This window comes from Paenibacillus tyrphae, from assembly GCF_000722545.1.
GTDB lineage: Bacteria > Bacillota > Bacilli > Paenibacillales > NBRC-103111 > Paenibacillus_G > Paenibacillus_G tyrfis.
Map to the genome: position 1 here is coordinate 37178 of NZ_JNVM01000036.1, position 26431 is coordinate 63608.

At 60.9% G+C, this 26431-nt stretch carries 4 protein-coding genes; all 4 read left to right on the plus strand.

Annotated features, from left to right (window positions below; translation table 11 throughout):
* Positions 1-40: 40 nt before the first annotated feature.
* On the plus strand, positions 41-8341 hold the full coding sequence (locus ET33_RS40505) for an SDR family NAD(P)-dependent oxidoreductase (RefSeq protein WP_051775830.1): 8301 nt from the start codon (positions 41-43) through the stop codon (positions 8339-8341).
* Between the two features lie 249 nt (positions 8342-8590).
* Positions 8591-24973 carry an SDR family NAD(P)-dependent oxidoreductase gene (locus ET33_RS38695; protein WP_152570728.1) on the plus strand — a complete coding sequence of 5461 codons (16383 nt, stop codon included), beginning with the start codon at positions 8591-8593 and terminating at the stop codon, positions 24971-24973.
* Positions 24970-25218, plus strand: a complete 249-nt coding sequence (locus tag ET33_RS30250) for an acyl carrier protein (RefSeq protein WP_025683541.1) — start codon at positions 24970-24972, stop codon at positions 25216-25218. Before ET33_RS38695 ends, ET33_RS30250 begins: the two co-directional genes overlap by 4 nt.
* Positions 25196-26422 carry a beta-ketoacyl synthase N-terminal-like domain-containing protein gene (locus ET33_RS30255; protein WP_036691003.1) on the plus strand — a complete coding sequence of 409 codons (1227 nt, stop codon included), beginning with the start codon at positions 25196-25198 and terminating at the stop codon, positions 26420-26422. The genes ET33_RS30250 and ET33_RS30255 overlap by 23 nt, the downstream gene beginning before the upstream one ends.
* Positions 26423-26431: the final 9 nt, after the last annotated feature.

Sequence of the window (26431 nt, forward strand, 5' to 3'; positions counted from 1 at the left end):
AGATAGGAAAGCAAATCACCTGACTTGAGGGGGCAAGATCATGAACCGGTATCTAGGGACAAGAGCAGGAGACATCATCACCGTCTATCCGCAGAAGCATCCCTCCATTGTGAAACAGATCCGCAAGGAGTTCGTGTCTGATGACGCCACCCTCCTTCGCGTCTGGGCGGAAGGCAGCCGTGATCGCGAGGAACTGGATGAACTCCTCTGTCGTCTGCTCGGGGCGCACCTGCGCGAACTGGGACTGCATCCGGCCAAGAACCCGGCTCGCGGGTTGGCCGTCTTATATAACAAGTGGTACGAAGAAAGCCTCGCCCTCTTGACCCGTTATGCGCATCTCAGCTTCGACGCATCGTCGGAAACGCTCTGGCAGGAGTGGGAGGCGAGAAAGTCTCGCTGGCTGGAAAAAGCGGAACTCAAGGCGCAGGTCGTGCTGGTCGAGACGACGATGCGCGCACTGCCGGACATTCTGACGGGCAAGCGGGCGGCGACGGACATTCTGTTCCCTGATGCCTCGATGAAGCTGGTGGAAGGCGTGTATAAAAACAACGCGATCTCCGACGGCTTCAACGAAGTGCTGGCCGACACGGTGGTCCTCTACCTGCAGGAGCGTTTGAAAAACGAACCGGCGGCGCGCATCCGCATCTTGGAGATCGGAGCCGGAACCGGCGGGACGAGCGCGATGGTGTTTGACAAGCTACAACCTTATCAGCAGCACGTCGAAGAATATTGCTACACGGACATCTCCAAGGCGTTTTTGCTCCATGCCGAACGGGAGTATGCTCCGAAGGCTCCGTATCTGACCTATCGAGTGTTCAATGTGGAGGAGCCGATCGCCGGGCAGGGACTGGACGCGGGGGCGTATGACCTCGTGTTGGCGACCAATTGCCTACATGCCACCAAGAACATTCGCCAGACCTTGCGCAATGCCAAGGCTGTTTTAGCAAAAAACGGCCTGTTGCTGCTCAACGAGATGAGCCGCAATTCGGTGTTCACGCACCTGACCTTTGGCCTGCTCGATGGATGGTGGCGGTATGAGGATGCGGAGCTGCGCATGCCGGGTTGCCCGGGCTTGTCTCCGGAGGCCTGGTCCTCGGTGCTGAAAGCGGAAGGATTCCGCGCGGTCGATCATCCGGCGCAAAAGGCGCACGCTCTCGGCCAGCAGATCATCGTGGCGGAAAGCGACGGGGTGGTGCGACAGAAACAGGGGCAAGGGCCGACGGTGGCCTCCACCGCAGCGAAGTCGCCGAAAACGGAGACCCCCGTTGTGTCGAGAGAAGCGGGCGAGGCTCCGGCATCCGAGGTGACGGCCTCCGAGGTGACGGAAGCGCTGATCGAGGAGCGGGTGATGGAGGCGATCAAGGACCAGCTCGTCTCTTCGTTAAAAGTGAATCGGGATCGGATTGATTCCGACAAGTCGTTTGCCGATTACGGTCTGGATTCGATCACGGGTGTTCATCTGGTGCAGGCGCTGAACGACAAGCTGCCGGTCGGGTTGAAGACGACGAACCTGTTCGATTACAGCTCGGTCAACCAACTCGCTTCCTACATGCTCCGGCAATACAAAGAAGCGCTTGCCACAGCGTTCGCTCCCACCAAGCCTCAAACATCGGCGACGACCTCAGCGACTGCAATCGCAAATGACCCTGCAATTGCAAATACAATTGCATCGGCAGCAACATTGGTGCAAACGGCAAGAGCTCAAGCTGACGTTCAGCAAGGCGCTCGAGAAAGTGCTCGAGAAGGCGGTCGAGACGATGCGGGGAAAAAGATCTCTGAACAAGGCGGAGATCTTGATGCGATTGCGATCGTCGGCATGAGCGGGCGTTTTCCGAAGTCGGGGGACTTGGGCGAGCTGTGGGAGCATCTGGCGAACGGAGACGATCTCGTTGGCCCGGTGACGCGATGGGATCTTCGCTCTTATCATGCGGAGGGAGCACGCTTTTGCAACGAAGGCGGCTTCCTCGATGACATCGACCGCTTCGATCCGCTGTTCTTCCACATCTCGGGCGTTGAAGCGACGTACATGGACCCACAGCAGCGCATTTTCCTCGAAGAGTCTTGGAAAGCGCTCGAAGTGGCCGGTTATGCCGGCGACGCGGTCAAAGGAGCCTCCTGCGGGGTGTATGTCGGGATCAACGGAGGCGACTACCAGCAGTCGATGGTTGAACAGGCACCGGCACAAGCGATGTGGGGCAACGCCGCCTCTGTGATTCCGGCGCGCATCTCGTATTTCCTAGACCTTCAAGGCCCAGCGGTCGCGGTCGACACGGCTTGTTCGAGTTCGCTCGTCTCCATCCACTTGGCTTGCCAAGGGTTGCGGTCGGGGGAGACGGACATGGCGCTGGCCGGCGGCGTTTTCATCCAGAGCACGCCTCGTTTCTACTTGACGGCAGAGCGTGCGAGCATGCTCTCGGCGACGGGGCGCTGTCACACGTTCGATGACCAGGCGAACGGATTCGTGCCAGGAGAAGGCGTGGGGGTCGTCGTCCTCAAACGACTGAAAGACGCGCTCGCCGACCGAGATCATATCTATGGCGTGATTCGAGGCTCAGCGCTCAACCAGGACGGCACGACGAACGGAATCACCGCTCCCAGCGCCAATTCGCAAGAGCGTCTGGAGCGCGAAGTCTATGAGACGCATGGGATCAACCCGGAGCAGATTCAACTGGTCGAAGCGCACGGCACCGGAACGAAGCTCGGCGATCCAATCGAGTTCGACGCCTTGACCCGCGCCTTCCGCGCCTACACGGATCGCAAGGAATACTGCGCGATCGGTTCGATCAAAACGAACATCGGACACGCAGCTGCGGCGGCCGGGGTCGCCGGGGTGCTCAAAATCCTGCTCGCGCTGGAACACATGCAACTGCCGCCCTCGATTCATTTTGATGCGTGGAATGCAAACATCGAGCATCAAGGCAGCCCGTTCTATGTGAACACCAAGCTGCGGGACTGGAGCATCGAGCCGGGGAGCAAGCGCCGCGCGGCGATCAGCGCCTTCGGGTTCAGCGGCACCAATGCGCATATGGTTATCGAGGAAGCGCCGCAGACCGTTCGGACGCCGATTGACAGAGCTGGGCATCTGATCGTGCTGTCCGCTCGCACCGCCGAACAGCTTCGCAAGCAGGTGCAGAATCTGATCGCCTTCTGCGAGCAGGAACCGAATGCGGACTGCGGCAACATCAGCTACACCTTGCTCGTCGGGCGCAGGCATCTGCCTCACCGCTTGGCCTGCGTGGTGCGCGATGTGCCGGAACTGGTCAAGTCGCTGCAAAAATGGCTGGAGACGGGAAAAGTCGCCGGTGTGCATCACGGCGAATTGCTTGAGAACGAACTTCGGGAACAGCCGTCGCTCAAACGCTACGGCAACCAGTGCATCGAAAACTGTCGCCATGCTGCCCAAGGGGCAGCCCTGCTCGAACAGCTCGCGTCCGTGGCCGATCTGTATGCACAAGGCTATGCGCTGGAGTACGGACGCCTGTTTGAAGGGCTGCCCTATGCGCGCATCCCGCTGCCGACATCTCCGTTTGCCAAGGAGCGGTATTGGAAGCCGGAGGGTTCGGCGCAGTCTGTCGCGAAGGCGGGCGGCACAAACTCCCGCACGCTGCATCCGTTGCTGCACGAAAACATTTCGGTGCTGGAAGAGCAGCGCTATGCGTCTGTTTTTACAGGAAAAGAGTTCTTCCTTGCCGATCATGTGATCAACGGACAGCGGATTCTGCCGGGCGTGGCCCATCTCGAAATGGTCCGCGCAGCTCTTGAGCTGGCGGCAGGAGCGAGCGAAGAAGGCAGCGCATGGCGCTTGCAGCATGTGGGCTTCGCAAGCCCGATCCTCGCAGGGAACGGGCCGGTTGAGGTTCAGGTCGGGCTGCGGGCGGAAGAGGCCGAGGCGATTTCCTTTGAAGTCAGAGACGGGCGGGGGGCTGTCGTACACAGCCAAGGCCGGGCGAGACGCTTGGGTAAGGCAGATGCTCCTGCCGTCGATCTCGCCACTCTGCAGACGGCCTGCTCACAGAACCGAATCAGCGCTTCCGAGCTGTACGAGCTCTTCCGCCAAGCCGGGCTGGACTACGGGCCGGCACACCAAGGGATCGAGAGCCTGTCGATCGGAACGGGGCAGGTGCTGGCGAAGTTGTCGCTGCCCGATTGCGTGGCTGACACAGAGAGCCGCTACGTTCTGCACCCGAGCCTCATGGACGCGGCGCTGCAGGCCGCGATCGGCCTGATGCTCGGCACTGCGTCATTCAAGCCGCTTGTGCCCTTCGCGTTGGAGGAAGTCGAGATCTACGGCTCGTGCACGCCCTCGATGTGGGCCGTGGTACGCCGCAGCGAAGGCAGCACAGCGGAAGACAAGGTGCAAAAGTTCGACGTGGACGCGTGTGACGAAAATGGTCAGGTGCGCGTGCGCTTGAAAGGCTACACCTCGCGCGTGCTGGAAGAGGGAGCAGGGGGGCGCACGCAGGGAGCGCACTTGCTGCAGCCGAGCTGGAAGCAGCAGGGCATCGCGCAGAAGACGGCCCTTCCTGCCCTGTCGCAGCATCTGGTGCTGCTCTGCGAGCTGACGGCACCTCTCGTGCTCGGCGGACAGGTCGTGGCGCTGCAGTCGGATCGTCAGGACATCGCCGAGCGCTACCAAGCGTATGCGGTGCGCGTGTTCGAAGAGATTCAGACCCTTCTGCGCAGCAAGCCACAGGGCAAGGCGCTGGTGCAAGTCGTGGTGCCTGCCGACGGAGAAGATCAGGTCTTCAGCGGCCTTGCCGGACTGCTTCGCACCGCCCGCCGCGAGAACCTGAACCTGATCGCGCAGCTGATCGAGATCGAGGACACGGTAGGATTGGAACACAAGCTTTTGGAAAATCACCATTCCCTGCAAGATGACCGCATCCGCTACCGATACGGGCAGCGCTGGGTCGCTTCTTGGGATGTGGCGGAAGTCTCGCAGCAGGCGTTCCACATCCCGTGGCGCGATGGCGGCGTCTACCTTCTGACCGGCGGTGCGGGAGGACTCGGCCTGATTTTTGCCAAAGAGATCGCAAGCCAAGTCAAGGCTCCGCGACTGATCCTCACCGGCCGCTCCCCCTTGGGCCTGCAGCAGCAAGCGGCTCTGCAGGAGTTGAAGGACCTCGGCGCACACATCGAGTACCAACAGGTCGATGTGACGCGGGAAGAGGCGGTCGCCGGACTGTTTGAGGAGATCCGGGCGCGCTATGGCACCCTCCAAGGCATCCTGCACGGAGCGGGCGTGATCCGCGACAACTTCATCATCCGCAAGACCGGGCAGGAGATGCAGGAGGTGCTGGCTCCCAAAGTGAGCGGATTGGTCCACCTCGACCGTTCGAGCATCGGGCTGCCGCTGGACTTCTTCGTGCTGTTCTCCGCTGTGGCCGGCTGCCTCGGCAATCCGGGGCAGGCCGATTATGCGGCGGCCAACGGATTCTTGGATGCTTATGCTGCCGAGCGCAATCGTCTGGTCGCTCGCGGGCAACGCCAAGGCCGCACGCTTGCGATCGACTGGCCGCTCTGGCAAGACGGCGGAATGCAGGTGGATGCAGAGACGGAGCAATGGATGAGAGAGCATACGGGGATGATCCCGCTGGAGAGCCGGAACGGGATTCGGGCTCTCTATCAGGGCTTGGCCATCGGGTGCGATCAGGTGATGGTGGTGCAAGGCGACCTCGCCCGGATCACGGAGAAGCTGCACCCGCTGTTCCCTGCCCCTGCTGCCCGCCCGGTTCACAGCGTGGCTGACCATGTGCAAGCGAGAGTGCTGCAGATCGTCTCGGACTTGCTGCAGGTCAGACCTGATGAACTGGATGCCGAGGCCGAGTGGCTGGACTACGGGATCGATGCGTTTCTGATGAATGAGCTGGCCGATCGTCTCAACGAGGAGTTCGGCCTGTATCTGACGCCGAGCACCTTCTCGGAACTGCCGACGATCCAGCAGGTGATCGACCTGCTGACAGGCGAGACCGACAAGCAGGTTCCCGCAGCTCCGTTCCCGACTGCCAAGGAAGAGGCGGTTCTGGCGAGCGCAGCGGCCGATTTTTTCAAAAAGCAGCTGTCCTCCGTCCTGGGAGTTCCGGCTGAGAGCATCGAAGCGTCTGCGCCGCTGGAAGTGTACGGCATCGACTCGATCATGGTGATGCAGCTGACCCGTCAATTGGAAAAAACGTTCGGTGCGTTGCCGAAGACGCTGTTCTTCGAGTACCAGAACATTCGCGATCTGACCGGGTACTTTTTGAAAAATCACCGTGCCCATCTGATCGACCTGCTCGGGGTCGAGGAGCGACCGGCAGAGCCTGCATCGGTTTCGGTGGCAGCGCCTGTGCGGAAGGTCGTCGCGCCGGGTCGCGCGGCGGTCAAGGAGCCGACCAAACAGAGCGGCGCGCTCGACATCGCGATCATCGGCCTGTCAGGGCGCTACCCGCAGGCGGATGATCTGGAGGCATTCTGGAACAACTTGCGCGAGGGTCGGGACTCGATCACCGAGATTCCAATGGAGCGCTGGGATCACAGCCCGTATTATGACCCGGATCGCAGCAAGCGTGGCAAGACGTACAGCAAGTGGGGCGGGTTCGTGCGCGATGTCGACAAGTTCGACCCGCTGTTCTTCAACATCGCACCTCGGGAAGCTGAGATCATGGACCCGCAAGAGCGCCTGTTCCTGCAGTCCGTGTATGAGGCGATGGAAGATGCGGGCTACACCCGCGACACGTTCGTGTCAGGCGGGGAATCGGGCGAGGAGCGCAATGTCGGGGTCTACGTCGGGGTGATGTACTCGGAGTATCAGCTCTACGGAGCGGAGGAGACGCTGCGGGGCCGTCCGATGGCCTTGTCGGGCAACCCGTCGTCGATCGCCAACCGCGTGTCCTATTTCTTCAACTTGCACGGCCCGAGCCTTGCGGTCGATACGATGTGCTCCTCGTCGCTCACGGCGATTCATCTGGCCTGCCAGAGTCTGGAGCAAGGCGACTGCGAGCTGGCCGTGGCCGGCGGGGTCAACCTGTCCTTGCATCCGAACAAGTACCTGATGCTCGGCCAAGGCAAGTTCGCATCGAGCAAAGGGCGCTGTGAGAGCTTTGGTGAAGGGGGCGACGGGTACGTGCCGGGTGAAGGCGTCGGCGCTGTGCTGCTCAAACCGCTCGCCAAGGCGTTGGAGGACGGCGACCAGATCTACGGCGTGATCAAGGGGACGGCGGTCAATCACGGCGGCAAGACCAACGGCTACTCCGTCCCGAATCCGAATCTGCAAGCTCGCGTGATCGGACGCGCGTTCAAAAAGGCCGGCATTCACCCGCGCTCCCTCTCTTACTTGGAAGCGCACGGCACGGGAACGGCGCTCGGCGACCCGATCGAGATCGCCGGATTGATGAGAGTCTTCCAAGAAGACACGGCAGACACGCAATTCTGCGCGATCGGATCAGTCAAATCGAACATCGGCCACTGCGAGAGTGCGGCTGGCATCGCGGGCCTGACCAAAGTGCTGCTGCAGATGAAGCATCGCCAACTGGTGCCGTCTCTGCACGCAGACGTGCTGAACCCGAACATCGACTTTGGTCGGACGCCGTTCGTCGTGCAGCGGGAACTGGCGGAGTGGAAGCGCCCGCTGCTAGAGGTGGGCGGCGAGCTTCGCGAGGTTCCGCGCATCGCTGGCATCTCCTCGTTCGGAGCGGGAGGTTCCAATGCGCATCTTGTGATCGAGGAGCATGTGCCGGAGGTAGCACCGCGAGCGGCTGCCCGTATCGCGCAGAACCGTCCGGCTCTGCTCGTGCTGTCCGCCAAAGACGAGCAGCGTCTGCACGAGCAGGTGCTGCGCCTTCAGGCGGCGATCGACAGACAGGTCGTGACGGATGACACGCTCGCTGATACGGCCTATACCTTGCAGGTGGGGCGCGAAGTGATGGAAGAGCGGCTCGCCGTGGTGGCAACCTCCGCACAGGACCTGCAGCAGAAGCTGTCCGCCTATCTGCAAGGCCGTCCGGCGCTTGGCGCGGTCTTCCGCGGTCAGGTCAAAGGCGCGACGGACAGCTCGCTGTCGTTCGCGGCGGATCAAGATCTGCAGGAGCTCGTGACGAAATGGTGGGAGAGCGGCCAGCTTGCCAAGCTGGCCGACCTCTGGGTCAAGGGCCTGCGTGTGGAGTACGGTTCTTTGTATGGCACGGAGAGACCGCGCCGCCTCTCGCTACCGACCTATCCGTTTGCCCGTAAGAGATGCTGGGCGGTGGAGGGGCCGAATTTTGACGAAGGGTTCTATGAGCAGATTCTGGACGAGATGGTGGACGAAGAGATCACCCTCGAAGAAGCCCTTCTGAAAATCAGCAGCGCCCTGATCCCGAATTGATCTCTTGACTAAATGAATGTTGCGAGATTAGTATTAGGTATAAGAAGGTAAATGATAGCATGTTTGGAACAAACTCCTTATTTGCTTTCCAATCGATGTTGCGGCGCGTTGGCGGGTGTAAGGGGCACATCCAGTTGCATTGTGTCGTGTGCATGTGGGCAGATGACATGGGAAGAGTATGTCCGCATGACATATTTTCATAGCAGAACCTAAGAAAAGGGAGGGGCGATCCTCCCTTTTTTCTATTTTATGAGAGAAATTCGAAAAGGAACGCCGAACCGCGAGGAGGCACATATGAAAGATTTCCTGCAGCAACTATTGTCTGAAGTGAAACACAATCGTTTGTCCAAATCCGAAGCGATAGATATGATTCGAAATGCACAGGCGGCAAGCAGAAACGAGTCCGTTTCTGAGCCGGCTTCTGAATTGTTGACCTATGAAGAAGTCTGGAAGGAGGAAAAGGCGGCCGAGGGAACGCCGCTTCGTGCGAGCAAGCTGATCTGCTTCCTGACAGAGCCGGAGCATCAGCAAGCGGTCGTGGAAGCGGTGCAGGCTGTCGATGATCGCGCACAGGTTGCGTTCGTCACCAGCTGGGAGAGCCTTCAGGACGTGCTCGGCGACGGGCGGCAGGACTGGCAAGAGGTGGACGCCGTGCTGTACCTCTGTCCGCTGGAGGATGCGAGCTGCCGTCAGGACCCGGCTGCGCTCGTTCCTCTTGTCCAAGATCTGGCGAAGTCGAACGTGCAGGCCAAGCGACTGCTGCTCCTCGGTTCTTATGCCAACGAATTGGAGCGCTGTCATCTGGAGTCGTGGATCGCGCTGACCCGCTCGCTACGGCTCGTGCTGCCACAGACGCAGGCGGCCATGTTCATTCAAGAGGGAGAGGTCTCGCTCGCTGCATGCCTGCCGAAGATTTTGACGGAACTGCAAGCGCCGTTGCTCTCCAGCGTTCTCTACCGATCCGGCAAGCGCTATGTCTGCTCCGTGCAGCCGACCGACTTGCAAGCGGGCGACTTGAAGGTGAGAACAGGGGGCACTTATCTGATCACCGGAGGATGCGGTGGGCTTGGGTATTTATTTTCGGAATATTTTGCGAAAAAAGGTCCGGTCAAGCTGATCCTGACTGGCCGCTCTGCGCTTGACGATGAGAAGCTGGCCAAGCTCCGTGCTCTGGAACAGCTGGGCAGCCAAGTCCTGTATGTGAAAGCGGATGTCTGCGAGGCGGATGCGATGCGGGAAGGGCTTGCTCAAGCGCGTGAGCAGTTTGGCGCGATTCATGGCGTTGTGCATGCGGCGGGTGTCACGAGCGGCCGGAGCATCCTTGAGAAAGATGCGGAGAGTTTCAAGCGCATCCTCGACCCGAAAATCAGGGGCACCCAAGTGCTTGACGAGCTGCTCGCAGACGAAGAGGCGTTGGAGTTCGTCTGCTATTTCTCGTCGTCTTCGGCGGTCCTCGGCGACTTTGGTTCGGGTGACTATGCGCTGGCGAACCGGTTCCAGATGGCCTATGCAGCCATGCGAAACGAACAGGGGCGTCCCGGTAAGACGCTGGTGATCAACTGGCCGCTCTGGAGAGACGGAGGCATGGGGCTGGAAGATGAGGAGAGCGCCAAGATCTACCTGAAAACGAGCGGTCAGCGCTTCTTGGAAGTGGAAGAAGGGCTGGCGATGTTCGACCTCCTTCTCTCGCAGGAGCGGACGCAGCATCTGGTCATGGCCGGAGAGCGCCGTCGAGTCGAGCACTTCCTCGACCTGTCGCAGCCGAAGCCTTCGAAGGCTCCGACCTCGCAAGCGGTCCTCTCTTCCGGTTCCGGAAGACGTCCGGAGATGAAGGGATTCACGGTGGCACAATGCTTGACGTGGGATTTGCAAGAACTGATCGGCGGAATTCTAAAGGTCTCACGGGACAAGTTGGACGTGGGGACGAACCTGGCCGATTTTGGATTTGAGTCGGTCAGCTTGGCCGAGCTGGCCGCTGCGATGACGAAGCATTTTGGCGTGGAGATCTCCCCGGCGGTGTTTTTCGGGCATTCGACGATTCAGGCGCTGGTCTCGCATCTGGAGAGCGAGCATGGAGAAGTCGTGCGCGCCTTCTACGCGACGGAGCGAGTGGAGCCTGAGCGTGTGGAGAAACAGCCGGAAGCGTCTCTTGAGGACACTATTGCGGAAACGGCGGCGACCGAGACCTCGGGAGCGGGGCCGGAGCCGATAGCGATCATCGGGATGAGCGGGCGCTTCCCGCAGGCGCGCGACATCGACGAACTGTGGGACATCCTCGCCGAAGGACGGGATGCGGTCACCGAGATTCCGGAAGACCGCTATGACTGGCGGGAGTATTATGGCGACCACAGCCGCAGCAAATGGCTGGGTGCGATCCCGGGCGTGCGGGAGTTCGATCCGCTGTTCTTTGAGATCTCGCCGCTGGAAGCCGAAGCGATGGACCCGAAACAGCGCCTGCTCCTGCAAGAGGCGTGGCGGGCGCTGGAAGATGCGGGATTGGGCAAGCGACATCTGAACGAGAGCAAGATCGGCATGTTCGTCGGCGTGGAAGAAGGCGACTATCAGATGCTGTCTCAAGGCGAGGATACCAGCATCACGTCGAACCATAACGCGATTCTTGCGGCGCGCCTGCCGTATTTCCTGAACTTTAGCGGCCCGGTGATGGCGATCAATACCGCCTGCTCCTCCGGGTTGGTGGTAGCCCATCAGGCCTGCTTGAGCCTGCGAAATGGGGAGTGTGACGCGGCGGTGGTCGCAGGCGTGAACTTGCTGCTGACGCCGGCCGCTTACCTAGGCATGACGGAGGCCGGCATGCTGTCGGAGGATGGCAAATGCAAGGCGTTTGACAACGGGGCGAACGGTTTGGTGCCGGGGGAAGCCGTGGCGGTGGTCGTGCTCAAGCGGCTCTCGCAAGCACTGGCGGACGGCGACCCGGTCTACGCGGTCATCCAAGGCAGCGGCGTGAACTATGACGGCAAGACGAACGGCATCACGGCGCCAAGCACCGTCGCACAGGCGAATCTCGTACAGGATGTGTACGAGCAGCACGAGGTAGACCCGGAAGAGATCGACTACATCGTGACGCATGGCACCGGGACGAAGCTCGGGGACCCGGTCGAGGTTCATGCGCTGCAGGACGTCTTCAAGCGCCGCACGCAAAAGCGCGGGTATTGTGCGCTGACTTCGACCAAGACCAATCTGGGCCACACGTTTGCGGCGTCAGGTTTGGTCAACCTGATCAGCTTGGTTCAGGCGATGCGGCATGAGACTATCCCGGCCAGCCTGCATTGCGAGACGGAGAACGAGTACATCCGTTGGGAGAACAGTGCCTTTTATGTGAATAAGACGAGCAAGCCGTGGACGAAGCGGGCGGGCGCAGGCCGTGTGGGAGCGTTGAGTTCGTTCGGCATGAGCGGCACCAACGCGCACATGGTCGTCCGCAGTTTTGAAAAGGGTAGGAATACCGGTCCCCAAGACTCGCATTACCTGCTCGCATTTTCGGCGAAAACGGACGAGGCGCTGCAAGAGAAACTGCAAGACATGATCGCGATGCTGGAGATCGATTCGGGCGCGGCAGGCAGTCTCGCGCAGATCAGCTACACGTTGCTGGAGGGGCGTCAGCATTTTGCCCATCGTCTGGCGGTCGTGGTGCAGGATGCGCAGGAGATGCTGCGCGTTCTGAAACAGGCGCGGGAAGGTGTGCAAGAAGCCAACGTGTTCCGCGGCAAGGTGGCGCGCGAGAAGGCCGGAGAGCCGGCCCTACAGGAGCAGGCGTTGGAGCTGGCAGGGAAGAGCCGCGAATTGGCGACGAACCCTGCGGCCTATCAGGAGCACCTTCATACACTTGCCGGTCTGTATTGCCAAGGCGGCGAGATCGCGGGAGACGCGCTGTTCGGCGCAGAAAGACCTACGCGCACGAACCTGCCGACCTATCCGTTCGCGCGGGAAGAATACTGGGTTGCACAGAAGGCGGAGGTCAGCGCTCTTCCGACGGCGTCGCAGTTGCATCCGCTGGTTCATCGGAACACGTCTGATTTTGCGGAACAGCGCTTTTCCTCGACGTTCACGGGAGCGGAGTTCTTCTTGGCCGATCATGTGGTCAAGGGGCAGAAGGTGCTGCCCGGCGTAGCCTATCTGGAGATGGCCCGCAAGGCGGTCGAGCAGGCGGCTGGCCTGAAGGATGTTCGCCTGCGCAATGTGGTCTGGGCGCGGCCGATCCTCGTCGGCGAAGAACCTGTCGAGGTGCACATCGCCCTCTTCCCGGAGGCGGGCGGAGAGGTTGGATATGAGGTCTACACCCTGCAAGACGGGGAGGAGATCGTGCACAGCCAAGGACGCGCCGTGCGGAATGCACCGGCGGAAGAAGCGCCGAAGTGGGACCTGAAGGAACTGCAAGCATCCTTCGTGCAGGGACAGTACGGGGCAGCGGACTGCTATGAATTTTTCCGTGCGATGGGCATGGAGTACGGGCCGGCCTATCAAGGCATCGAGCAGGTGCAGGTGGGTGAAGGGCGCGTGCTGGCCGGATTGAGGCTGCCGTCCGTCGTCACCGACTCTCTGGCCGACTACCTTCTGCATCCGAGCCTTGCAGATGCGGCCTTGCAATCGGCCGTCGGGTTCCTGATCGGGCAAGAGATCTTCAAGCCGGCACTGCCGTTTGCGCTGCAGGAGCTAGATGTCTTCGGGCCGTGTGAAGCCGAGATGTGGGCGCTCGTTCGATACAGCGCGGGCAGCCGGCCGGAAGACAGGGTGCAAAAGCTCGATGTCGACCTCTGCGACAAGGAAGGAAGCGTTCGCATCCGTCTCAAAGGGTATATCTCCCGCGTGCTGGAAGCTGGAGCGGTTGCGGAAGACGAGCAGGCCACTGTGCCGGAGAAGCTAGTGGAAACGAGCCGGGAAGAGGTAGCTGCTGCGAGCGCGGACCCCTTGCAGGAGAGAGCGATCGCGTATCTCAAAGAGCAGGTGTCCACCGTTTTGAAATGGCCGGTGAGCCGCCTTGATGCGGATGCGCCGCTCGAACAGTACGGGATTGATTCCATGCTGGTGATGAAGCTGACCAACCAGTTGGAAAAAACATTTGGCTCTCTGCCCAAGACGCTCTTTTTTGAGTACCAGAACCTCCGAGACCTGGCTGGGTACTTCCTCGACTCGCATCGAGCGCAACTGGTGCGGCTGACAGGGGACGAGGAACCGGCGCAAGACGCCGCGCCGGCCCGCAAGCCTGCGGTCAAGGAGACGCCGGAACGGACGGCGCTCGTCAGCCGTCGACGCCAGCGGTTCGCTTCGATGGCGCATGCACAAGAAGAGGGAGCGAACGGCAGGCTGGACGTCGCGATCATCGGCGTCTCCGGCCGCTATCCGGGGGCGCGCAACCTTCAGGAATTCTGGGGCAATCTGCGGGACGGCGAGGATTCGATCACGGAGATTCCTCAAGAACGCTGGGATCATAGCCTCTATTTTGACCCGGACAAAAACAAGGCGGGCAAGACGAACAGCAAATGGGGCGGATTTATTGACGGCGTGGATCAATTCGATCCGCTGTTCTTCAACATCTCCCCGCGCGAGGCGGAGATCATGGACCCGCAGGAGCGACTGTTCCTGCAGACCGTCTACGAGGCGCTGGAAGACGCCGGTTATACCCGCGAGACGCTCGCCAAGCAGCGCGGACGGGAGCTTGACGGCAACGTTGGGGTCTATGTCGGCGTGATGTACGAAGAGTATCAGCTGTACGGCGCACAGGAGACGCTGCTTGGCCGCCCGATCGCGCTGGCGGGAAGTCCGGCTTCGATCGCCAACAGGGTGTCGTACTTCTTCAACCTGCACGGGCCGAGCCTTGCCGTCGATACGATGTGTTCGTCTTCGCTGACGGCGATTCATCTGGCCTGCCAGAGCTTGCAACAAGGCGGTTGCGAGCTGGCGATCGCCGGCGGTGTCAACGTCTCGATTCACCCGAATAAGTACATTTTGCTCGGCCAAGGCAAGTTCGCGTCGAGCAAAGGGCGATGCGAGAGTTTTGGCGAAGGGGGCGACGGGTACGTGCCGGGCGAAGGCGTTGGCGCGGTGCTGCTCAAGCCTTTGTCCAAAGCGATTGAAGACGGCGATCAGATCTACGGCGTGATCAAGGCGACGGCGATCAACCACGGGGGCAAAACCAACGGGTATACCGTCCCGAACCCGAATGCGCAGGCGAATGTGATCGAGCAGGCGCTGCGGCAGGCGGGACTTGACCCGAGCATGGTCTCCTACATCGAAGCGCACGGTACCGGCACCTCGCTTGGCGATCCGATCGAGATCGCAGGCTTGACCAAGGCCTTCCAGGCCACGGCAAACGCCAAACTGCAATCCTGTGCCATCGGCTCGGCCAAGTCGAACATCGGTCACTGCGAGAGCGCAGCGGGCATCGCCGGCGTTACGAAGGTGTTGCTGCAGATGAAGCATCGCCAACTCGCGCCTTCACTGCATGCCAAGGTGCTCAACCCGAACATCGACTTTGACGCGACCCCGTTCGTCGTGCAGCAGGAGCTGGCGGAGTGGAAGCGTCCGCTGGTGGAGATCGGCGGTCAGGTTCGCGAAGTGCCGCGCATCGCCGGCATCTCGTCGTTCGGGGCGGGCGGTTCCAACGCGCATGTGATCATCGAGGAGTACGTTCCGGCAGAGCCGCTGCGCACGCCTGTCGAGGTGTCGCCGCAGAATCCGGTGCTGCTCGTGCTGTCGGCCAAAAATGAACAGCGCCTGCGTCAACAGGCGGAGAACCTGCTCGCCGCACTGCAGGAGGGACGATTCGCCGACGAAGATCTCGCGGACATGGCCTATACCTTGCAGGTGGGACGAGAAGCGATGGAAGAGCGTCTCGCCATAGTTGCAGGTTCGGTGCAGCAGCTGGTTCGCAAGCTGGAGGCGTTTATTAGCGGACAGGAAGAGATCAGTAAACTGTTCCGAGGGCAGGTCAAAGGCAACCGAGACACCTTCTCGCTCTTCGCCGCAGATGAAGAGCTGCAGGAAGCGATTGAAAAATGGATTCAGCGCCACAAGCTGTCCAAGCTGGCCGACCTGTGGGTCAAGGGCCTGGCGCTCGATTGGAGCAAGCTGTGGGGCGAGGAATTGCCGCGCCGCATCAGCCTGCCGACCTATCCGTTTGCCAAACAGCGTTGCTGGGCACCGCAGCTTGAGCGTCCGTCCGTCGTTCGAGCAGGCTTGACGACGGACGCGCTTCATCCGCTTTTGCATCGGAACACGTCCGATTTTTCCGAACAGAGATACAGCACGAGCTTGACGGGGCAGGAGTTTTTCCTCGCCGATCATGTGGTGAAGGGACAGCGCGTTCTGCCGGGCGTCGCCTATCTGGAGATGGCGCGCGCCGCCGTCGAACTGGCGGCCGGAGCTCCCGACGAGGACACGCAATTCCTTCGTCTGCAAAATGTGGTCTGGACGCACCCTGTCACAGTTGGCGATCGGCCTGTCGAGGTACACATCGGACTGTGCGAAGAGGAAGATGGCACGATCTCCTACGAGATCTTCAGCGGCGTTGACGCGAACATACACAGCCAAGGGCGTGCTGTCGTGATGGGCAAGAAACAGGTGGAGCAGTTGCCTGTTGAGGAGTTGAAGGCAGCTTGCAGCACGCGTGAGATCAGCGCGTCGGAGTGCTATGAGAGCTTTGCCGCGATGGGCTTGGAGTATGGTCCGACGCAGCGTACGCTCGATCTGTTGCAGGTCGGCGACGGGCAGATTCTGGCTCGTTTGACACTGCCGTCGAGCGTGACGGGAACCGATTCGCAATACGTCCTGCACCCGAGCCTGATGGACGCGGCCTTGCAGGCGGCGATCGGGTTCCAGCTCGGCGTGGCACCACTGAAGCCGGCGCTTCCGTTTGCGTTGCAGGAGCTTGACATCTATTCTCCTTGCACGTCTTCGATGTGGGCGCAGGTTCGCTACAGCGAGGGGGGCAAGCCGGGGGATAGCGTGCAGAAGCTCGACATTCGCCTTTGTGACGAGCAAGGCAACGTGTGTGCGCACATGAAGGGCTTTTCCTCTCGCGTGCTGGAAAATCAGGCCGACTCGGAGGCGTTCGAAACGCTCATGCTGGCACCGCATTGGACGGAGCAAGCGCACGAACAGCAAGAGGCGACGGCCTATGCGGATCATCTCGTGCTGTCCTGCGAGTTCGAAGCTGACGTGCAAGGGGCGCGCTGCCTGACGTTGCAAGCGGATGAGAGAGACATCGAGGTGCGTTTTGAAGCGTATGCGATGCAGGCATTGGAGGAGATTCAGCGCATCTTGCAAGGCAAGCCCAAGGGCAAGGTGCTGGTGCAGATCGTCGTGCCGGCCCATGCGGAACAACTTCTGCTCGCCGGGCTGTCAGGTCTGCTGAAAACCGCCCAGATGGAAAATCCGAACTTGATCGGGCAGCTGATCGAAGTCGATGAGCTCGAAGCGGTTGAGGAGAAGCTGCTGGCAGATCGCAACAGCGGGAAGGAAGACCACATTCGATATCAGGGAAGCTCGCGACAAGTGGCGGGCTGGCGCGAAGTTCGCGCATCCGCAGATGCAGATGCCCTTTTGACACCGTGGAAAGAGGGCGGCATCTATCTCCTCACCGGCGGTGCGGGCGGTCTTGGACTGGTGTTTGCCAAGGAGATCGCCACACAGGCGCCGGGTGCAACGCTGGTGCTCACAGGTCGATCCGTGCTGGGCGAGCCTCAACGAGAGGCGCTGTCCGAACTGGAGTCTCTGGGGGCGCGAGTGGTGTACAAGCAGGTGGATGTGACCGATCGAGCGGCAGTCGAGAAGCTGTTTGCAGAGCTGCGGGCGGATCATGGTACCCTGAATGGCATCCTGCATAGCGCCGGGGTGATCCGAGACAGCTTCATCATCAAGAAAACAGCGGCGGAACTGACGCAAGTGCTGGCACCGAAGGTGCGCGGGCTTGTGAACCTTGATGTCGCCAGCCAAGACATGGCCTTGGACTTCTTTGTCTTGTTCTCTTCGCTGTCCGGCGGCCTTGGCAATCCGGGGCAGGCCGACTATGCGGCGGCTAATGCGTTCATGGATCAGTACGCGGCGCATCGCAACAGACGGGTGGCCGCCGGGGGTCGCCTTGGCCGGACGCTGTCGATCAACTGGCCGCTCTGGAAAGAGGGCGGCATGCATGTCGATCCGGAAACCGAGAAGATGATGATACAGAGCCTCGGCATGATCCCGCTGCGCACCAAGAGCGGACTTCGCGCCTTCTATGAAGGCTTGGCATCGGGTCAGGACCAAGTGCTGGTGATCGAAGGAAAAGCGGAGCGCATCAAGAAGAAACTGCTGCCGGCAGCTGTCTCCGTCTCGCCGTCCTCTGTCGCTGTTGCTGTCGATGACAAGGCGGACAGCATGAACCTGCGAGAGCGCGTGCTGGGCCTGCTGACTCAGACGGTTTCCCGTCTGCTCAAGGTCGATGCAGAAGAGCTGGATGCGGATGCAGAGCTGAGCGAGTACGGTTTTGATTCGATCACGCTGACCGAGTTTGCCAACGATCTAAACGAGGCGTACAAGCTGGACCTGATGCCGACGATCTTCTTCGAGAATCCGACGCTGCATGAGTTTGCCGGTTATTTGGCCGACGAATTCCGAGATGTGTTCGCCTCGCGCTTGACGGCTCCTTCCTCCCCGGCTGCCCCCGTGCAAGCGGAAACGGCACGGGCGGAAGTCGCAGCGCCCCTGCTGCAAGAAGCGACTCCGACCCGGGCGACGAGACAAAAGCGCCGCCCGCGTACCGCTGTGGTGCAACAGGCACAATCGGCGGTGACCGAGCCGATCGCCATCGTGGGGATGAGCGGGGCCTTCCCGCAATCCCGCGACATGCAGGAGTTCTGGCACAACCTCGTGGAAGGCATCGACTGCATCTCCGAGATTCCTCCGGGACGCTGGGATTGGAGAGCCTATTTTGGCGACCCGAAGACGGAAGCCAACAAAACGAACATCAAGTGGGGCGGCTTCCTCGACGAGACCGACAAGTTCGATTCGCTCTTCTTCGGCATCTCGCCGCTTGAAGCCAAGCTGATGGACCCTCAGCAGCGCCTTTTGATGACCTATGTCTGGAAGGCGATCGAGGATGCGGGCTATTCGGCACAGAGCCTGTCGGGCAGCAAGACGGGGATTTTCGTCGGAACGGGAAGCAGCGGGTACAGCGGACTGATCACGCAGGCGAACTTCCCGATTGAAGGCTACTCGTCCACGGGCGTCGTGCCGTCGGTCGGACCGAACCGCATGAGCTATGCCCTGAACCTTCACGGCCCGAGCGAGCCGGTGGAGACCGCTTGTTCAAGTTCGCTGGTCGCCATCCACCGCGCCGTCAGCGAGATGCAGAACGGCGACTGCGACATGGCGGTCGTCGGCGGTGTGAACACGATCGTAACCCCGGAGGCGCACATCAGCTTCAACAAGGCCGGCATGCTATCTGAAGACGGACGCTGCAAGACGTTCTCGGACGCGGCGAACGGCTATGTGCGCGGCGAAGGGGTCGGCATGCTCGTTTTGAAAAAGCTGTCGGTTGCCGAGCGCGACGGAGATCATATCTACGGCTTGATTCGCTCGACGGCGGTCAACCACGGGGGACGCGCGAACTCGCTGACGGCTCCCAACCCGAAGGCCCAAGCGGACCTGCTGATCAATGCGTACGACAAAGCCGGCATCGACCCGCGGACCGTCACCTACATCGAGGCGCACGGAACGGGCACCGAATTGGGCGACCCGATTGAGATCAACGGATTGAAGAGCGCGTTCCAAGAGTTGTACAGAAGAACAGGGACGCAAGAGGTCGAGAGCGTTCACTGCGGGCTGGGTTCGGTGAAAACGAACATCGGCCACCTTGAACTCGCGGCCGGCATCGCAGGCGTGATCAAAGTGCTGCTGCAGCTCCGTCACCGGACGCTGGCACCTACGCTGCATTGCGAAACGGTCAATCCCTACATCCAACTGGAGGGCAGCCCGTTCTATCTCGTGCTGGAGGCGAAGCGATGGGAGGCTCTGCAAGACGCAGCCGGCCAAGACCTGCCGCGCCGTGCGGGCGTCAGTTCCTTCGGGTTCGGCGGCGTCAACGCGCATGTCGTGATCGAGGAGTATCTGCCGAAGGAGCAGCCGAGATCGAAGACGGAGACCTCCACCGAGAACCCGGTCGTCATCGCGCTGTCAGCCAAGAATGAACAGCGCCTGCAGGAGCAGGTGCGGCAACTGTGCAACGCCCTCATCGCGCAGGAGTTTGCCGACGAAGACCTCGCATCCATCGCCTACACGCTGCAAGTTGGGCGCGATGCGATGGAAGAGCGCCTGGCGCTGGTCGTCACGTCGGTTGAAGAGATGGAGCGCAGATTGCAGGCGTTCTTGCAAGGGCAGACCGGGCTGAACGGTGTCTGGCGAGGACAGGTCAAGCGCGGCAAGGCGAGCTCGGCCGAAGCGGCCGCTCATCCGGAATCGCGAGGGGCGGAGCAGATCGCCGAACTCTGGGTGAAGGGCCAGTTTTCTGACTGGAACCGACTCTACGGCGAGAACCGACCGCGCCGTCTCAGCCTGCCGACCTATCCGTTCGCGAAGGAGCGCCACTGGATTTCGCAAGCGCAGGATGCCTATGAAGCGCTGCTGTTTGAACCGATCTGGACCGAGCAGGCGGTGGTCCCGCAATCTTCACCACCGTCTCTCGCGCAGCATCTTGTGCTGCTCTGCGAGGTCGAGGCGAAGCTCGATTCGTTGCAGTATCGCATCCTGCAAGCCGGCTCCGCTGCGCTTGCAGAACGCTTCCAAGCGTGTGCGGCACAGGTGTTCACGGAGATTCAGACCCTTCTGCAGAACAAGCCGAAGGGCAAGGTGCTGATGCAAATCGCCGTGCCGTCACAGGCGGATTCGCAGCTGTTCACCGCGCTGTCCGGCCTGTTGCGAACGGCGCAGTTGGAGAACCCGAACTTCATCGGGCAAGTGATCGAAGTGGAGTCGGGCGCAGGGCTTGAAGCGAGACTGCAAGAGAACCTGCACGCCCTGCAAGACGACCATGTCCGCTATCAAAACGGCAAGCGTCTTGTTGCCGGGTGGCGCGAAGTGGAGATCGATCAAGAGCGCGCCCCGGTTCCGTGGCGTTCAGGAGGCATCTACCTGCTTACGGGCGGCGCCGGCGGGATCGGGATGATCGTCGCCGAGGAGATCGCACGGCAGGCCGCCAACCCGACCCTGATTCTCGCGGGCCGATCCCCGCTGTCGGACGCTGGTCAGGCCCGTCTGCGGAAACTGCGGGGCATGGGCGCATGCGTGGAATATCGACAAGTCGACGTGAGCTCTGCTCCTGAGGTGACACGCCTGATCGAAGGCATCTGTGAAAAATACGGCACCCTGCACGGCATCTTGCATGGTGCGGGCGTCAACCGGGATCAGTTCATTTTCAAGAAAACACAAGAGGAGCTGGCCGAGGTGCTGGCTCCCAAGGTTCCAGGTCTGGTGCATCTGGATGCGGCCAGCAAAGGCCTGAACCTCGACTTCTTCGTGCTCTTCTCCTCCGTCGCAGCCGTCTTCGGCAATCTCGGACAGGCCGACTACGCGACGGCGAACGCATTCCTGGATGCCTTTGCGAACTCTCGCGGCGGACGCATCTTGTCCATCAACTGGCCGCTCTGGCAAGAGGGCGGAATGCGCGTTGACGAAGAGACGGAAAAGCTGCTGCTGCAACGCATGGGGATGATCCCTCTGCGAACTCAAACCGGGTTGCAGGCCTTGTATCGCGGTCTGGCAACCGGCAAAGATCAGGTGATGGTGTTGGAAGGCAAACGTGCACAAATCAAGCAGACCTTGCACTCAGAACCGGTTCACGCAACGTCCGCTTCCTCGACGGCGGTCCTGCCGCCGCTGGAAGCAGCCCTGCTGCACATGGTTTCCGAGTTGCTCAACGTGAAGGGGAACGAGATCGATCCGGATGCCCAACTGACGGAATACGGCTTCGATCCGTACCTGCTCAGCGAACTGGCGCAAAAGATCAACCGTCAATACGGGCTGGAACTCACGTCGGCTTCGCTCTATGAGACCACGCTTCGTCAAGTGGCAGAACGCATCGAGGCACGCGCAGCCAAAGCCGAAGCCGCAGAGGTCGTCACGCCTGCCAAGGAGCAAGACGCCGCACTGCGCGCCAAGACCTTGCATGCGCTAAAAGTTCTCTTCAGCGAGACCACCGACATCCGCGCGAACCAGCTGGATGCCGAAGAGCCGCTGGAGAGCTACGGGATCGATTCGCTGATGATCTCCAAGCTCAACCAGAAGCTCGCCGTGACCTTTGGCGATCTGTCCAAGACGCTCTTCTTTGAATACCGCACGCTGGGCGCGCTGGCCGACTATTTTGTCGAGGAAGAACGGACGGCCTGCCAGCGGTGGACGGGGTATGAAGCACCCGTCGCAGCGGATGCATCTGTTGCACAGCCGCCGGCAAGACCGGTCGAACGGATCGCGCCTGTAGCGCCATTGCCGACGAAACCGAACGAGCGTGAACCGATTGCGATCATTGGGATCTCCGGCCGCTATCCCAAGTCGCCTTCGCTACAGCACTATTGGGAGAATCTAAAAGCGGGCCGAGACTGCGTCTCCGAGGTTCCGAGCGAACGCTGGTCGCTGGATGATTTTTACCATCCGAATCAAGACGAAGCGATGAGACAAGGCAAAAGCTACAGCAAATGGGGCGGTTTTGTAGACGGATTCGCAGACTTCGATCCGCAGTTCTTCAACCTGTCGCCCCGAGAGACGATCAACATCGACCCGCAGGAGCGCCTCTTCTTGGAAGAGAGCTGGAAGGCGCTGGAGGATGCCGGATATACCAAGGAGCGCATCGCGGACCAGCACGAAGGCCGCGTCGGGGTGTTTGTCGGCGTGACCAAAACCGGCTTTGAGCTGTATGGGCCGGATCTGTGGAAGCAAGGGGAGAAGATCTTCCCGCGCACGTCTTTTGCTTCCGTTGCGAACCGCGTGTCGTATTTCCTCAACCTCAACGGGCCGAGCATGCCGGTGGATACGATGTGCTCCTCTTCCCTGAGCGCGATTCATGAGGCTTGCGAGCACTTGTATCGCGGGGACTGCGAGATGGCGATCGCGGGCGGGGTGAACCTGTACCTGCATCCTTCCACCTACGTGTTCCTCAGTGCGCAGCGCATGCTCTCGACGGACGGGCAGTGCAAGAGCTTCGGGCTGAACGGCAACGGATTCGTGCCGGGCGAAGGTGTGGGCGCAGTATTGCTCAAGCCGTTGTCGCAAGCGCTCGCGGACGGCGACCAGATTCATGCGCTGATCCGAGCCTCCCGCGTGAACCACGGCGGCAAGACCAACGGGTACACCGTGCCCAACCCGACTGCGCAAGGCGACCTGATCTTCGAGACCTTGGAGCGGGCCGGACTCAACGCGCGCCAAGTCAGCTACATCGAAGCGCACGGCACGGGCACAGAGCTCGGCGATCCGATCGAGATCACCGGGCTGACACAAGCTTTCCGACGCTATACGAAGGACACCGGATTCTGCGCGATCGGCTCGGTGAAGTCGAACATCGGACATCTGGAAGCGGCAGCCGGCATCGCGGGACTTGCGAAGATCGTCATGCAGATGAAGCATGGCCAACTTGCGCCGAGCCTGCATGCGCAAGAGTTGAACCCGAACATTCAGTTTGGGAAAACGCCGTTTGTGGTGCGGCAGGAGCTGACTGACTGGAAGCGTCCGGTGGTAGAGATCGACGGCAAAGAACAGGAAGGTCCGCGCATCGCAGGTCTGTCCTCGTTTGGTGCAGGGGGTGCCAATGCGCACATCCTCATCGAAGAGTACAGACCTGAGCAAGCGTCTGGGACGCAGGCGCGGGTCACGCCGCAGAACCCGGCTGTGATCGTGCTGTCGGCCCGCCAGGAAGAGCAGCTTCGCCAACAGGCTCTGCAGCTGCTGGCAGCCGTCGAGGACGGGCGAATCACGGAGGCCAATCTGTCCGATGCGGCCTACACGCTGCAGGTGGGACGCGAGCCGATGGAAGAGCGGCTGGCGCTGGTCGTTGGCTCTCTGCAAGAGATGACTGACAAGCTGAAGCGCTATGCAGTTGGCGAGACGGGCGTAGAAGACCTGTATCGCGGGCAATTCAGACGCAACAATGAGGATCTGATGCTGTTTGCCGCCGATGAAGACATGGCGCTGACGATTGAAGCGTGGATTGCAAAGCGCAAGTTCGGCAAACTCCTTTCCTTGTGGGTCAAGGGATTGACCTTAGATTGGAAAAAGCTGCACGGTGCACACCAGCCCGGCCTGATCAGTCTCCCGTCGTACCCGTTCGCCAAACAACGCATCTGGCTCCCGGCGATCCGTGTAGCACCGGCAACACCGGTAGCACCAGTCGCACCGGAGGGCGAACTCAAGCCGATCGGACCGGCCAAAGCGTCGTCGAACCGTTCCGGCAGATCGAACCGTTCCGTCCGAACGAACGGGATCGCGCTGCAGCCGCTGTCGGCTGTCCGCGAGCCGTCCTCGGAACGGTCAGCACCCCGTCGACCGATCCAACTGTCTCCTGTAGGTCAAACGACGACGGCACCGGCCCCTGTGGAGATCAAAGTGGCGGTGCCTGCACCGTCTGTTCCGGCATCCATCCCGGCGGAGTCTTTGCAAAAAGAGCTGCAAGCGACCCTGGCCGAAGCGCTGTTCTTGCAGCCGAGCGACGTCGACGTGAACAAGGCATTCGTGGACATGGGGCTGGACTCCATCGTCGGTGTGGAATGGGTTCGCGTGATCAATCAACAGTACGGCACGGACATCCCGGCGACCAAAGTCTATGACTACCCGACCATCCGCGAGTTTGCCGGCTACATCGCAAACGTGTTGAGCAAAAACGCACCAAGAGCGGCAACGGCACCTGTACCAGCACCGACACCAGCGCCGACGCCTGCACCAACACCTGCACCGCAAATCGAAGCTCCCAAGGCGGCTCCTTCCGTCTCGGCGGCCACCCTGCACGAAGACTTGCGCGCAAGTCTCGCAGACGCGTTGTTCCTGCAAGCGGCCGACATCGACCTCGACAAAAAGTTCGTCGACATGGGGCTGGATTCCATCGTCGGAGTGGAATGGATTCGCGTGATCAACCAGCAGTACGGCACCGACATCCCGGCGACCAAAGTCTATGACTACCCGACCGTCCGCGAATTGGCCACCTATCTGTCAAAATCCCTGAAGGTGCAGCCGAGCGAACCTAGCCAGCCAGAGATCAAAACGGCGAGCCCGATCCCCAGTGCCCCGTCCGCAGAGGCGTTGCAAGAAGAACTGCGCACCAGTCTCGCAGACGCGCTGTTCCTGCAGCCAAGCGACATCGACCTCGACAGGAAGTTCGTCGACATGGGCCTGGACTCCATCGTCGGAGTGGAATGGATTCGCGTGATCAACCAGCAGTACGGCACCGACATCCCGGCGACCAAAGTCTACGGCTACCCGACCCTTCGCGAATTCGCCGCCTACTTGAGCATGCAGCTGCACAAGCATCCGATCGCGGAACAGCCGGCAACGGAGCTCTCCGTAGACGATCTGCTCTTGCAGGTGTATGAAGGGAATCTTGACAGCGAACAAGCCGATCAATTGCTTCAGCAGTTCAAAATCAAGGAGGAAGTAAAATGACCAAACAAGAGATCTTTGAAGTCGTCGTCCGCAATACCCGTGAAGTGCTCCCGGAGCTGGAAGGTCACACCTTCCAGCCGACGGACCAACTGGCCAATCTTGGCGCGAATTCGGTGGATCGCGCGGAGATCGTCATGATGACCATCGAAGAGCTGGACCTGAAGATCCCGCGCGTCGAGCTGTCCACGGCGAAAAACATCGGTGAACTGGTCGAGGTCCTCTATGGCAAGCTCCAGACCGCCTGAGTTGCTCATCACGGGCCTTGGCGTCACCTCGGCCATCGGGCAGGGCAAGTCGGATTTTACCTCCGCTCTGCTGGCAGGCCGCCATGCGTTCGGCGTGATGCAACGCCCGGGCAGACAAAAAGGAACCTCCTTCCTCGGAGCGGAGGTTCCTTCCTTGTCTCTTCCGGAGCGTTTTACCAAACGGCTGTTGCGCACGCTCTCTTTTTCCGGGCAAGTGGCGCTGGCCACCTTGCAAGAGGCGTGGGACGAAGCGCAGCTCAGCACGGTCGACCCGTCCCGCATCGGCCTTGTGGTAGGCGGCTCCAACCTGCAGCAGCGCGAACTGCTGCAAACGCATGAATCCTACGGGGACCAGCTCGACTTTCTGCGTCCGACCTACGGACTCTCTTTTCTGGACAGCGACCTGAGCGGCCTGTGTACCGAACAGTTCGGCATACGCGGGTTCGGCTACACGATCGGCGGGGCTTCGGCCAGCGGACAGTTGGCGGTCTTGCAGGCCGCTGAAGCGGTTCGTTCGGGACAAGTTGATGTCTGCCTCGCGATGGGAGGCTTGATGGATCTGTCCTACATGGAGCTTCAGGGATTACGAGCACTCGGCGCGATGGGAAGCGACCGCTATGCGGACGACCCAGCTCGGGCATGCCGTCCGTTTGACAAGGGACGCGACGGGTTCATTTACGGGGAAGGATGCGGCGTCATCGTGATCGAACGGGCCGAACATGCGATCCAACGGCAGGTCCGACCCTACGCGAGCGTGGTCGGCTGGGGCCTGGCGATGGATGCCAACCGCAACCCGAACCCCTCGTGCGAGGGGGAGGTTCGAGTGATTCGACAAGCGCTGGAACGAGCGGGCCTGTCACCCGAGGAGATCGACTACATCAACCCGCATGGAACGGGATCGGGGATCGGCGATGAGACCGAGTTGCAGGCTCTGCGCGAATGCGGGCTGCTTGCGGCGCGCATCAACGCCACCAAGTCGATCACGGGCCACGGGCTGACGGCGGCCGGCGCTGTGGAGATCGTCGCCACGCTGCTGCAGATGAGAGCGTCTCAGCTGCATCCGACCCGCAACTTGGAGGACCCGATGGACGTCGAGTTCAACTGGGTGCGTGGAGAAGCGGAGCCGCATGACATGCACAGAGCCCTGAGCCTGAGCATGGGATTTGGCGGCGTTAACACCGCCATCTGTTTACAACGAGTATGAGGAGGACGA